We start from the raw sequence: 13,006 nt of genomic DNA, 5'->3' as shown, positions 1-13,006 counted from the left end.
GAACTTTACTCAGTGGAACGGGCACGGTTCACAACCATTGTCGTCACGGTGCGAGGCCGTGTCCAGCCCCGTGTGCCGCCCCCGATCCGGCAATTTCGGTGCGGAGTACAGTCGCGCGCACGACCTCGCCCGGCTGCTCGCGCGGAACGGGCAGACGGTGTCGGTCGTTTACGCCGATTCACCGGACGGCCAGCGCGCGATGACCCGACGGCTCCCGCGCGTGCCTAGTTGCGAATCTCCGGGAACTGGTCGTCCCGCCACTCGGTGGGAATCGGGATGCCACTGGCCGCGGCCTCGGTCTCCCGTTCACGCAACTCGACCCGGCGAATCTTGCCCGAGCTGGTCTTCGGCAGTTCGAAGAATTCCACCCGACGGACCCGCTCATACGGGGGCAGGGTGATCCGGGCGTGCCTCAGTACCGCGGCGGCGGTCTCCGCCGTCGGCTCCCAGCCGGGCGCCAGGGACACGTACGCCTTCGTGATGTTGAGGCGCGTGGCATCCGGTGCGGGCACGACGGCTGCCTCGGCAACGGCGGGGTGTTCGAGCAGCGCGCTCTCGACCTCGAACGGGGAGACCTTGTAGTCGGAGGACTTGAAAATATCGTCGGTGCGACCGATGAACGTGAGGTACCCGTTGGCGTCGCGGCTGGCAACATCTCCGGTGTGGAAGTATCCGTCGCGCATCGCGTCATCGGTCTTGTTCACATCGCCGTGGTAGCCGGTCATGAGGTTGACCGGGCGGATCCCGAGGTCGAGGCAGACCTCGCCCTCGTCGCTGAGCTCGCCCGTGATCGGGTCGACCAGCACCGCGGCGACACCCGGGAGGGGCGGTCCCATCGAGCCAGCCTTCAGCTCCGTGCCGGGGCCGTTGCCGACGATGGCTGTCGTCTCGGTCTGGCCATACCCGTCGCGGATCGTCAGGCCCCAGGCGCGCTGGATCTGCGTGATCACCTCGGGATTCAACGGCTCGCCCGCCGACAGCAGCTCGCGCATGTGTTCGGGCTTCGGCCCGATGTCGGCCTGGATGAGCATGCGCCACACCGTCGGTGGCGCGCAGAACGTGGTCACTTCGGCGCGATGCAGCTGCGCAACGAGGGCCTTCGGATCGAACTTGCCGTAGTTGTAGACGAAGATCGTCGCCTCGGCGATCCACGGCGCGAAGAACAGGCTCCACGCGTGCTTGCCCCACCCGGGTGAGCTGATGGCCAGGTGCACATCGCCCGGGATCAGGCCGATCCAGTACATGGTCGTGAGGTGCCCGACCGGGTATGACATCTGCGAGTGCAGCACCATCTTCGGCTTCGAGGTTGTTCCCGAGGTGAAGTAGATGATCGACGGGTCATCCGACCGTCCATCGTTGGCAATCGTCTGGGCCTCCGCCGACGTGGATCCGTCGTAGGAGGTCCAGCCGTCGACCGGAGCGCCCACGGTGATGCGGCCGAAGTCTCCCTCGACCCCGTCGAACTTGCCCGCGTCGTGGGAATTGAGAATGACGTGCTTCACGCCGCCCCGCAGCACGCGGTCGGCAAGGTCAGCGGTGCCCAGCATCTCCGACGTGGGCAGGATCACGGCGCCGAGCTTGAGAATGGCGAGCATCAGCTCCCACAGTTCGACCTGGTTGCCCAGCATGAGCATCACGTGATCGCCGCGCTCCACGCCCACCGACCGCAGCCACACGGCCACCTGGTCGGAGCGCCGCGCCATCTCGGCGTAGGTCACCTTCTTCTCGCGGCCGTCTTCCTCGACGATCCAGAGCGCGATGCGGGGGTTATCCTGCGCAAGCGCGTCGAACCAGTCCAACGCCCAGTTGAAGCCGTCACCGACGTCGGGCCAGCGGAACTCGGAGGAGGCTCGCGGCTGGTCCAGTCGCAGCTCCATCAGCTGGTCGCGCGCCGCCCGGAAGTTGCTCGTCGCGGTGGCGGTGTGGGGTGAATCGTTCATAAACCTAAGCATCTCCTCGGGCGCGGACACCCGAGTAAGGCGGCGCTGACGCGACAATCATGCCAGCCGCAGCCGTGAGACGCACTCAGGATGGCACCGGGCGACGCCACGACCGACGCGGCACCGGTCAGTCGCGGGTGGCGAACCTGTCGACGAATCCGCGCACGAGCTTCGCAGGTTCGGTGACGGTGGATGACCCGATCGAGGCGACCACGTCGTCCCACGTCTCCGCGCTGACGTAGCCGTTATCGCTGTAGATGCGAAGGCGGGCGAGGATGCTGTCCTGGTTCAGCTCGGGATGAAATTGTGTGGCGTAGACGTTGCTGCCGACCCGGAAGGCCTGCACGGGGCAGCTCGCCCCCGACGCGAGGAGCACGGCACCCGCCGGCAGCTCGGTGCACGCTTCCTTGTGACCGACGAACCCGTCGAAGGCGGCGGGGACGAGCCCGAAGATGGGGTCCTCCGCGCCCTCCGGCGTGAGGGTGATGGGGATCGGACCGGCGACCTCCGACCAGGTGCCGTCGACCACACCGTGCAGGTGCGAGGTGAGGAGCCCGATGCCGTAGCAGGCGCCGAACAGGGGGAAGTCGCGCGCCAGCACCTCATCGAGCAGGCGGCCGAAGTCGCTTTCCACGCGCCGCTGCACGTCGGACTTCGTCTCGTCCGGGTCGCTGGTGTTGAAGGGGCTGCCGCCCACGATGACGCCCGAGTAGTCGTCGAGGTTGATCGGCGGAAGGGCTTCCGCTTCCAGCCGGATGCGGTGCAGCTCGTCGGGGTTCAGGCCGCCCGCCTCGAGAAAGCTGAAGTACTCATCGTCGGCGGCTTCGTCCTCTGCGCGGGTGGCCAGCAGCAGGAACGGTTTCATGGGCCAATCGTATGCGCGCGCCCGGCGCGGCCCCGCCGATGTGACGCCCCATGACGACAGGTGTTCATTGCGCGTCACATCAGGTGAGTTCGCTGACGTCGCTCAGCTCGGACTTGCGGTTGCGGATGGTGCGATTGACGAACCAGGTGACTGCCCACAGCACGATGCCGATCGCCAGCAGGATCCCGGCGATCTGGTACTGGATGGCGGGACGACCCGACGACCACGGCAACACGAGGTACACACACGAGATGACGCCGATCACCGGCAAGACCCGCCCGGCGTTGAAGTGATGGTGGTCTACCTTCTCGCGGCGGAGCACGAGGACCGTCGCGTTCACGACCGCGAATACCGAGAGCAGCAGCAGGGAGGTGGTGCCTCCCAGCACCGCGACAACGGAGCCCTCCGGGTCGAGAGACACGTAGGTGATCAGCAGCAGCGCGATGCCGGTGGTGAAGAGAATCGCGGCCCACGGAGTACGCCGTGCGGCGTGTACCCGCGCGAGGAACGGTGGCAGCACACCCTGCCGGCTCATGCCGTAGAGCAGACGGCTCGCCATCATCATGTTGATCAGGGCGGTGTTTGCCACCGCAAACATCGAGATGAACGGCAGCAACTCACCGATCGGGAAGCCCGGCGCCGCCGTCTGCACCACCGTCACCAGCGGGGTGTCGTTGCCCGCGAGTTCACCCACGGGCACCAGCGCAACCGCGCAGATGGACACCAGAACGTAGACGACCGCGGTGATGCCCAGCCCGGTGAGCATGATCCGCGGGAAGATGCGGCTCGGGTCCTTGGTCTCCTCGGCCATGTTGACCGAGTCCTCGAATCCCACCATGGCGAAAAAGGCGAGGGATGTCGCGGTGCTGAGGGCGACCCACACCGCCTTGTCATCCGGGGTGTCGAACGCCACGACGCGGGAGAAGTCCGCCTGACCCCCACCGATCGCCCACAGGCTGATGAAGATCACCAGCAGAAGACCGGACAGCTCGATGAGCGTGAGGATCACATTGAGGATGACTCCCTCGGTGACACCCCGGAAGTTGACGGCCATCACGATCACGATGAAGGCCAGTGCGATCAGCATGATGCCGACGTTTCCGAGGTCCAGGCCGAATCCGACCACGAGGTTGGATGCGAAGGCACGGGATGCCGCGGACGCCGAGGTGATTCCGGAACACATCACGATGAAACAGACGAGGAACGTCACGAAGTGGATGCCGAAGGCCTTGTGCACGTACAGCGCGGCTCCGGCGGCCTGGGGATACTTTGTCACCAGCTCGAGATACGAGAACGCGGTGACGGTCGCCACCCCGAAGGCCAGCAGGAACGGCAACCATGCCGCGCCTCCGACCTCGGCGGCGACCTGGCCGGTGAGCGCATAGATTCCGGTGCCGAGGATGTCACCGATGATGAACAGCAGCAGGAGCCTGGGCCCGATGGCCCGTTTCAACTCGGGCTGGGCTTCTTTGGTTTCCAGGGTGGAAGTCACGATTTCTCCTTACCGAGCTGTAGAAAAACAACCAAGGCGAAGCAAATGTGGAACGTTCCCTGTTCATCCTGCTCCGATTTCGGGGTCGACTCAACCCTCGCCGCCGACCGTGCGCATCGACCAAGATCGAGGCATGGAACCGTCCGCCTCCTCCCCCGTCACCCCCATGCTCGCCAAGGCCATCGACGCCGTGCCGGAACCCGACAGTCTCGAGGGCGGGCTGAGCTACGAGCCGAAGTGGGACGGCTTCCGCGCGATCGTCTACTACGACGGCGAGACGGTGGAGATCGGCAGCCGCGGCTCCAAGATGCTGACCCGGTACTTTCCGGAACTCACCGAGGCATTCGCCCGCCTGCTTCCCGGCCCGTGCGTGCTCGACGGGGAGATCGTTGTGCGCTCCGGCGTCACCGGTGGTGAACGGCTCGACTGGGAGGCGCTGTCGCAGCGGATCCACCCGGCGGCCAGTCGCATCGAGAAGCTGTCCGTCGAGACCCCCGCCATGTTCGTGGCGTTTGACCTGCTCGCCTCGGGCGACGAGTCCTACCTCGACCGGCCCTTCGGCGAGCGCCGCGCCGCCCTCGAAGCACTCCTCGACGGCATCGGCGACCCCATCCACCTGTCGCAGACCACCACCGACGTCGAGCTCGCCCGCACCTGGCTGACGGAGTTCGAGGGCGCGGGGCTGGACGGCGTTGTCGCCAAGCCGCTCGCATCCCCCTACTCCCCGGGCAAGCGGCTCATGCTCAAGATCAAGCACCACCGCACGGCGGACGTCGTGCTGCTCGGGTACCGCATCCACACCAGCGGCAGCGGGGTGGGGTCGCTGTTGCTCGGGCTGTATGACAGCGACGGCACGCTGCGCAACGTCGGCGGGGCATCCGCTTTCAGCAATGTCCGTCGCCTGGAGCTCATCGATGAGCTCGCTCCCCTCGTCATGCGGGACGACTCGGGCGAGGTCGTTGCGGGCGAGACGGAGCGCAGCCGGTTCTCGTCGGGCAAGGACGTCTCCTACGTGCGGCTGAACCCGACGCGGGTCATCGAGGTCAAGTACGACCAGATGGAGGGGATGCGTTTTCGTCACACGGCGCAGTTCTATCGCTGGCGGGACGACAGGGACGCGCGCTCCTGCACGTTCGACCAGCTGGAACGACCGATCGCCTACGATCTCAGCCGCGTCATCCTCTGACGGGAGTCCGGCTGCGCGGGGCTACTGCTTGCGCGCGCGACTCGGCTGCACGCGGGGCGGCTCCCCCGGCATCTTCGGATAGTCGGGAGGGAATGGCAGTTCGCCGAGTCCGTCGCTGACATCGCGTTCCCACCAGCCGAGCAAGGTGTCGATGGTGCCGGGAGCGTCGTGCATGTGTGCCCAGGGGTCACCCACGGTGGCGAGGCGTTCGGGCATGGTGAGAATGGTGAACGTGGTCGGATCGGCGCCGTCCAACTCGTCCCACTCCAGCGGGCACGATACGGGAGCGTGGGCGATGGCGCGGGGGCTGTAGGCGCCTGCCATCGTGCGGTCGCGGTTCGCCTGGTTGAAGTCGACGAACATCCGCTCGCCGCGCTCCTCCTTCCACCACGCGGTCGTCACCTTGTCGGGCATCCGCCGCTCGAGCTCACGGGCCGCGGCGATGACCGCGTGCCGCACCTCGAGGAACTCGTGGGTGGGTTCGATGGGCGCAAACACGTGCAGGCCCCGGTTGCCGGAGGTCTTCACGAATGCCGTGAGCCCTGCCTCCTCGAGCACCGCCTTCAGCGCGATCGCCGCGGGGATCGCGTCCTGAAAGTCAGTTCCCGGTTGCGGGTCGAGGTCGATCCGCAGCTGGTCGGGATTGTCGGATGCCTCGGCGCGCGACGCCCACGGGTGAAACACCACCGTGTTCATCTGCACCGCCCAGACCGCGGCGGCCGGTTCGTCGATGACGAGCTGGGGGTGGGTGCGGGCGCTGGGGTAGACCACCATCTCGGAGCGTACGTACTCCGGCGCACCCTTCGGCGGGTTCTTGGAGAAGAACTGTTCGCCGTCGATCCCGTCGGGGAACCGCTGCAGCGACACCGGTCGGTCCCCGTTGGCGGCGACGAACGGCGTCCCCACGGCGATGATGTAGTTCGCCAGGTCGAGCTTGGTGATTCCCGAGTCGGGCCACAGGACGCGGCTGGGACTCGAGATTCTCACCTCGCGCTCTCCGTGGGGTCCGTCAACGGTGAGGACAACAGCTTCAGTGGCCATAACCCTCAACCTAACGAGGAACCTCGCCCGAGTCATCCACCCGTTCCCACGCAACCGACCGTGGTAGGACCCAGGGCCGGGTGCCTAGTCGCCGAGGAAGTGAGGGAGGAAGCGGCGGCCGACAATGGTCGCCGCGTCGATGCGCACGTAGTTGAACTTGCCGTCGGGGTACCAGGACTTCAGCGTCTTGACGCCCGAATCGATGATCTCGGTGTCGGTGTCCAAACGCGTGGCGATGCCGCGGATGACGACGCTCCACTGGTGGTGACCGTCGCGCCCGTCCGCCTCGAATGCCACGTCGGGCTCGTCGGTCAGCTCGATGAGCTTCGTGCCGGGTCCGCTGCGGAAGTAGATCTTGTGCTCGTGAGTGAGGTAGTTGATCGGGAACAGGTCGACGCCGCTGCCCTGGCGGATGGCCAGGCGCCCGACGGTGGTCTCGGCCAGCAGATCCCAGCTCTGCTCGGGGGTGAGCTGTTCGATGGCTGGCAGGTGTCCGTTGGTCATAAGACGCTCCGTGAGATCTATTCGAGGTGCGTTCGCACCCGGTATCCCTCACGCTAGGCGCATCGGTTTTTCGCCAGTAGGGCCGAAGGTCCCGCCGGTGGTGTGGGCTATGCGGCGGACTCGGGGTCGGCAAGCGGTCGCTCGGCGATGCGGCCGTGCGTGAGCTCCAGCCGGGTGCCACCCCAGCGCTGGCGCAACCACCGGTCGTGGCTCGCGACGACGACAGCGCCGGGGTAGGTACCGAGGGCGTCCTCGAGCTCGGAGGCGAGCGTCAGTGAAAGGTGGTTGCTCGGCTCGTCGAGCAGAAACACGTGCGGCGGCTTCGCGAGGATCAGCGCGAGCGCGAGGCGGCGCTGCTGCCCGACGGAGAGCTCGCCGACGGAGCGGTCGATGTCGCGCTCGGTGAGCAGGCCGAAGCTGAACAGCGTGAGCGCTTCCGCCCGCTTCTCCCCCACGGTGATTTCGTAGATGCTGCGCGGCGTGAGCTCGGGATCCGGGAAGTGCACGTCCTGCTCGAGCATCGCGACGCGCAGTCCCTTGCGCTTGTAGAAGGTGCCGCCGGCCTGCTTGTCGAGCTTGATGGCGCCAGCAAGCACGCTCAGGAGGGTGGACTTGCCGGCACCGTTCGGACCCGTCACCAGCAGGCGCGCGTCGGGCTCGACGGTGAAACTGTCGAGGTGCAGTCGTCCCGCGACGCGGGCATCGGTTAGCTCGAGCAGCGGCTTTCCGTCGTCTTCCAGCGGCTGCGCGCCCTTCGGAATTCCGCCGAAGCTCAGGACCGACGGCGGCTGCCACACCTGGTTCTCTTCGAGCTCGAGGTAGTGCTGCTCGGCGTTACGCACGCGACGGGCCACGGCCCGCTCGACGTTGCCCGCTTTGAAATCGAAGCCGACCTTGTCGTGGTCCTTGCGGCCGTAGTCGTTGGCAACCTCGCGCGCTGTCACGTTCAGCGTGTACTCGAGGCGCTGCAGTTCGGCCTGCTCGGAGCGGAACTGGTGCTCCCAGCGCACGCGTTCTGCGGCCTTCTCGGCAAGGTACGCGGTGTAAGTGCCGCTGAAACGGGTGAGGCCGTCGCGCGCGGGATCGATGTCGATGAGCACCGTCGCGACTTCGTCGAGGAATGCACGGTCGTGGCTCGCGAAGACCACCGGACCCTGCCAGTTAATGAGCTGCTTACGCAGGAAGTCGGTCGCGTTGTCGTCGAGGTGGTTCGTCGGCTCGTCCAGCAGCAGCGCGACGGGGCGCCCAAGCAGCAACGCGGCGAGCGCGAACCGCGAGCGCTGCCCACCACTGACCTCGTCCAGCCGGCGGTCGAGCGGGATGCCGCTGACCCCGAGTCCGGCGATCAGTTCGTCGCGACGGGTTTCGACGTTCCAGACATCCGCAGCCTCCGCCGCCGCGAGGGCACGCGAGTATCGGTCGTTGGCCCGTTTGGTAAGGAGCGGATCAGCGGATGTCCCGGGCGCACTGAGCGCGAGCCCCGAGGCATCCAGTTCCCGCTCAAGGCCGCGAAGCCCGGCCAGTCCGCTCTCGATGAGGTCATTGACGGTGTCGCTGGGCAGAAACTGCACCTCCTGCCAGAGCAGGCCGGTGCGCGTGGGACGGGTGATGCGGCCGACGTTGGGAGCTTCCGCCCCACCCATCAGGCGCAGCAGCGTCGACTTGCCGACCCCGTTTTCCCCGATGAGGCCGAGGCGGTCCTTCTTGTCGACGATCAGGGTGAGGTCGGTGAGCACCGGGTGCTCGCCGTAGGAGTGCGAGACACCGTCGACGCGGATGTGCGTGGGAGACGGGCGGCGCGAGATGTCCTCGGCGTTCACCAGACGGGCCCGCACGGGCTTTGCCTGTGCGGTGGGGTCTGACGGGGTCGAACTGGGTGTTGCAGGCATGGAGGCCACCGTTTCCGAAGGGTCGAATTGGTTCCTGCACGGGCACTGCAGCGAACGCCAACCCGCAACGCCACACGGCACTGGAGAATTTCAGAGATGGGCTTCGTCACGCTGCGCCTCAGGCGCGGGAAGAAAGCGCTTATCTCCTCATAGCGCTTCGAGGTTATCCGGTCTGCGGCGCGATCACAACGTCACGGTCCCGACCCCGGTGCGGTCCGCGCGGAGACGGACGGGGTGACGCGGCCCCGGGGCATCCCGAAACTGCCCAAATCGCGCGGCAATACTGTGCCGTTCGTGCCCCCCAACCGGGGCGTGCACACTTACCGAGTACCGTAGTACTATGACGACCCCTGATACGACCGAGCCAACCGAGGCAGCAACTGCCCCGGTGGCGATCACCTTCTCCGAGCTCGGACTTAGCGACGCGGTACTGAAGGCGCTCAAGGACGTCGGGTACGAGACTCCCTCAGCCATTCAGGCTGCCACGATTCCCCCACTGCTGGATGGCCGCGATGTCGTAGGACTCGCCCAGACCGGTACAGGAAAGACCGCAGCGTTCGCGCTGCCCATCCTCTCGCGCATCGACGTTTCACAGAAGAAGCCGCAGGCGCTTGTTCTTGCCCCCACCCGTGAACTCGCCCTCCAGGTGTGTGAGGCGTTCGAGAAGTACGCAGCCCACGTCAAGGGCGTGCACGTTCTGCCCATCTACGGCGGACAGGCCTACGGCGTACAGCTGTCGGCCCTGCGCCGCGGCGTCCACGTTGTTGTCGGTACTCCCGGCCGCATCATGGACCACCTCGAAAAGGGCACCCTTGATCTCTCCGAGCTCAAGTACCTCGTTCTTGACGAGGCTGACGAGATGCTCAAGATGGGCTTCGCCGAGGACGTCGAGACGATCCTCGCCGATACCCCTGACGACAAGCAGGTCGCGCTGTTCTCCGCGACGATGCCCGCGCAGATCCGCCGCATCTCCAAGAAGTACCTGCACGACCCCGAAGAAATCACGGTCAAGAACAAGACCACGACGTCGGCCAACACCACGCAGCGCTACCTGATGGTGTCGTACCCCCAGAAGGTCGACGCTCTCACCCGCATCCTCGAGGTCGAGAACTTCGAGGGCATGATCGTCTTCGTTCGCACCAAGAACGAGACGGAGACCCTCGCCGAGAAGCTGCGTGCCCGCGGATACTCGGCCATGGCGATCAGCGGCGACGTCGCGCAGGCCCAGCGTGAGCGCACCGTCGATCAGCTCAAGTCCGGCAAGTTGGACATTTTGGTTGCAACGGATGTCGCGGCGCGAGGTCTCGACGTCGACCGCATCAGCCACGTGATCAACTACGACATCCCGATCGACACCGAGTCCTATGTGCACCGCATCGGCCGCACGGGCCGTGCCGGACGCAGCGGTGCCGCCATCAGCTTCGTCACGCCGCGTGAGCGTCGCCTGCTCGTCGCGATCGAGAAGGCCACCCGTCAGCCGCTGACCCAGATGCAGCTCCCGAGCGTCGAGGACGTCAACGTGACGCGCCTTGCCCGTTTCGACGACGCCATCACCGAGGCGCTGAGCCAGTCCGAGCGTCTCGCGACGTTCCGCGACATTATCGGTCACTACGTCTCCCACCACGACGTGCCCGAGGGAGATGTCGCGGCTGCGCTCGCCATCGTCGCCCAGGGTGACACTCCGCTTCTGCTCTCGCCGGAAGATGCCCGCGTGCAGCGCCAGCGCGAAGAGCGTGAGCGGGCCGAGCGTCCTCCCCGCACCGACCGCCCCGCCCGCGGCGGAGACGACAAGTGGGACCGCAACGACCGCCCGGAACGCGTCGAGCGTCGTCCCCGCAGCGACAAGCCCATGGCCTCGTACCGCATCGAGGTCGGCAAGCGTCACAAGGTGGAGCCGCGCCAGATCGTCGGCGCCATCGCCAACGAGGGTGGACTGAGCCGTGACGACTTCGGTCACATCAAGATCCTCCCGGACTTCTCCGTCGTGGAGCTTCCGGCCGATCTTCCCGGCGATGTCATCGCCAAGCTCGAGAACACCCGCATCAGCGGCAAGCTGATCGAGATTCGTCTCGACAAGGGTGCGCCTGCCCGTCGCGATGACCGGGAGCGCCCCGCGCGTTACTAGTCGCCAGACGCACGCACGCGGCGGGAGCCATATGGCTCCCGCCGCGTGCTGTTTCTCCCTCCGGCCGTGCCGTTACGGCGGTAGGAGCTGCTACGCCTGCTGTCGCGAGGCGCTGGTTGCGAGGATGTCGTCGATCTGGCCGACAGCCTGCGCGAGCCCTTCGTCCATCCCCATCTGGATCAGCTGGTCCATCTGCTCGCGCGAGGCGAAGACCGAGTGCAGTGCCATCCGGGTGCCGGTGTCGGTGGTCGTCAGTTGCATGCGCATGGTGGTGACGGGCATGTCGTCCTTCGGGTTGCCGTTCTCGTCAGAGAACCCGTCGAGCAGCTCGAGCGACTCCTCGGGCGTCACCGCGACAATCCGCCACCAACCGGGGAACTTCTCGCCCTCGGGGCTCGTCATGTAGTACGAGACGGTGCCACCCGGGGTCAGATCGTGCTGTTCGAAGGTCGCCGGGTACGTCGGCGGTCCCCACCAGCGTTCCAGCTGCCGCGGATCCGCCCACAACTGCCAGACCCGATCGATCGGGGCGGAGAAGTCGGCAATCAGGGTAAGAGTCAGGTCGTCGTAGTTCTTGTCGACACTGGTGACTGTCATCGGTCTTGTCCTTTCGTTGGTGTGCGTTGTTCTGGAGGTGCTGTCTCGGCGAGGAGGTCGGCCATGCGATCTACGCGACCGCGCCATGCCTCCTCAAGCTGGTCGAGCGCGAGCCGCGCGAGCACAAGGGCATCCGGATCAGTGCTCACGAGATACTCCCTCCCCCGCCGCTTCTTCGTGACGAGGCCGACCTTCTCCAGCACGGCGATGTGCTTTTGGACGGCCGCGAAGCTCATCGCGTAGCCCTCAGCGAGCCGCGATACCGACAGATCCCCCGTCACCGCGCGACGCACGATATCTCGCCGGGTGGAATCGGCCAGTGCGTGGAACATCCGGTCCACGCCCGCTTCGTTCATCTCATCTACAACCATTTGGTTGTATGTTACGCCGCGTTTCCAGTTATCGCAAGGGAATCTTGATTGCATTCGCGAACTTCACATTTGGCACCGACAATCGCCCGCGACCTTGGGTTGCAGGCGTCCAAGCCAGTGATTGTGAATGATCCGATCGACACCTCTAGGGCTATCAATTAGTCGAGCAATGCTCCTACCCTGTCGGCACATTACATTCGGTCTACAACAGAGGGAAGGGCCGCGATGAGCGACTCGTTTTGGGGTGCCGACTCTCTCGGAGAGAAGCTGCTCGTCGCGGCAGTGGGCCCATTAGTTACGGCCCTCCTTGCGCTATTCGTAATCAATCAATTGACGGCATGGGCCCAGCGGCGGCGCGATGCGGCGGAGACGCGCGAGACTCTCGCCGCGGAAATGACAGAAACAGGAAATCTTCTCTACTTCGCCCTGCAAAAGTTCTGGCGCGAAGCGAAACCTGTGGCCCTCACTGAACGATCGACTGACAAAACATTGGCAGCACCGCTGGCCGAATTGACGGAAATTTATACAACCAGCAGGGCACGTGGCACAGTAATCGAGCAGAGACTGAGAATTTACTATCGAGATCCTCGGCCAGCTCAGTACTGGCGGAGTGCTCAGAGCCTGCTCTCGACGCGATATTTTCTGCTTTTCGTTGGCGAGAAGGACGCTCGTGTCGAGATCCGGCGTAGGAACTCCGGCCCCCTGGAATCTGGGTTGTCCGCTGACGAACTAAATGAACCGTCAAAGTTGCTGAGTGCATACAGATCTGCGCTCTCAAGCGCTGTTCAGTCGCTATGGGAATTCAAAGTCGACCGTCGCGGAAGACACTCGCAACTGGTCCGTGTCCCCGCTGAGTTCGAGATCAACGACGACGCCTGACCGAGCTCGAAAGCAAGTTAGATTCATGACCTCGCACAATGTGGAATACGCGGTGATCGCGTTCAACCAACCACTTGGCTGTACGTTACGCCGAGTGATGCCTTGCACAATAATTTC

The 13,006-nt window shown here is 65.4% G+C and carries 11 protein-coding genes; 3 read left to right on the top strand and 8 right to left on the bottom strand.

The genetic code is table 11. From position 1 onward, the window contains the following. Nucleotides 1-224: 224 nt before the first annotated feature. The 3 genes from HB677_RS13810 to HB677_RS13800 all read right to left on the bottom strand — a co-directional run bounded on the left by HB677_RS13810 (nt 225) and on the right by HB677_RS13800 (nt 4,297). Entirely contained in the window at nt 225-1,940 is a 1,716-nt protein-coding gene (locus HB677_RS13810; protein ID WP_213816310.1) for an AMP-binding protein, read from the bottom strand. Nucleotides 1,941-2,067: 127 nt separating this feature from the next. After that, nucleotides 2,068-2,805: a glutamine amidotransferase gene (locus HB677_RS13805; RefSeq protein WP_213816309.1), complete on the bottom strand. Its 738-nt coding sequence runs from the start codon at nt 2,803-2,805 to the stop codon at nt 2,068-2,070. A gap of 79 nt (nt 2,806-2,884) precedes the next feature. Further along, nucleotides 2,885-4,297 (bottom strand): APC family permease, encoded by a 1,413-nt coding sequence (locus HB677_RS13800; RefSeq protein WP_307852601.1) that lies wholly within the window; start codon nt 4,295-4,297, stop codon nt 2,885-2,887. Nucleotides 4,298-4,430: 133 nt separating this feature from the next. Here HB677_RS13800 and HB677_RS13795 point away from each other — a divergent pair, with 133 nt between their 5' ends. Further along, nucleotides 4,431-5,483, top strand: coding sequence for an ATP-dependent DNA ligase (locus HB677_RS13795; protein ID WP_213816308.1), 1,053 nt, complete (start codon nt 4,431-4,433; stop codon nt 5,481-5,483). Between the two features lie 21 nt (nt 5,484-5,504). Here HB677_RS13795 and ligD read toward each other — a convergent pair whose 3' ends face one another. The 3 genes from ligD to HB677_RS13780 form a co-directional block, all read right to left on the bottom strand. Next, nucleotides 5,505-6,524: a non-homologous end-joining DNA ligase gene (ligD, locus tag HB677_RS13790; RefSeq protein WP_213816307.1), complete on the bottom strand. Its 1,020-nt coding sequence runs from the start codon at nt 6,522-6,524 to the stop codon at nt 5,505-5,507. Nucleotides 6,525-6,608: 84 nt separating this feature from the next. Then, nucleotides 6,609-7,028: a pyridoxamine 5'-phosphate oxidase family protein gene (locus HB677_RS13785; protein WP_213816306.1), complete on the bottom strand. Its 420-nt coding sequence runs from the start codon at nt 7,026-7,028 to the stop codon at nt 6,609-6,611. Between the two features lie 107 nt (nt 7,029-7,135). Next, complete coding sequence (locus tag HB677_RS13780) at nt 7,136-8,917, bottom strand: ABC-F family ATP-binding cassette domain-containing protein (protein ID WP_213816305.1); 1,782 nt, start codon at nt 8,915-8,917, stop codon at nt 7,136-7,138. Nucleotides 8,918-9,257: 340 nt separating this feature from the next. Between HB677_RS13780 and HB677_RS13775 the strand changes: the two genes are divergently transcribed. Then, the gene (locus tag HB677_RS13775) at nt 9,258-11,042 is read left to right on the top strand and encodes a DEAD/DEAH box helicase (RefSeq protein WP_213816304.1); all 1,785 of its coding nucleotides are present in this window, start codon (nt 9,258-9,260) and stop codon (nt 11,040-11,042) included. 90 nt (nt 11,043-11,132) lie between these two features. Here HB677_RS13775 and HB677_RS13770 read toward each other — a convergent pair whose 3' ends face one another. Both HB677_RS13770 and HB677_RS13765 read right to left on the bottom strand, forming a co-directional pair. Further along, entirely contained in the window at nt 11,133-11,639 is a 507-nt protein-coding gene (locus tag HB677_RS13770; RefSeq protein WP_213816303.1) for an SRPBCC domain-containing protein, read from the bottom strand. Continuing rightward, complete coding sequence (locus HB677_RS13765) at nt 11,636-12,010, bottom strand: winged helix-turn-helix domain-containing protein (RefSeq protein ID WP_213816302.1); 375 nt, start codon at nt 12,008-12,010, stop codon at nt 11,636-11,638. The genes HB677_RS13770 and HB677_RS13765 overlap by 4 nt, the downstream gene beginning before the upstream one ends. Before the next feature lie 225 nt (nt 12,011-12,235). On the opposite strand from HB677_RS13765, the gene HB677_RS13760 reads away from it, so the two are divergent. Further along, nucleotides 12,236-12,889, top strand: a complete 654-nt coding sequence (locus tag HB677_RS13760) for a hypothetical protein (RefSeq protein ID WP_213816301.1) — start codon at nt 12,236-12,238, stop codon at nt 12,887-12,889. Nucleotides 12,890-13,006 lie beyond the last annotated feature (117 nt).

The organism is Glaciihabitans sp. dw_435 (assembly GCF_018449675.1).
Taxonomy (GTDB): Bacteria; Actinomycetota; Actinomycetes; order Actinomycetales; family Microbacteriaceae; genus Glaciihabitans.
The sequence above is the reverse complement of the archived record's forward strand: the minus strand, read 5'-3'. Positions and strand labels throughout refer to the sequence as shown.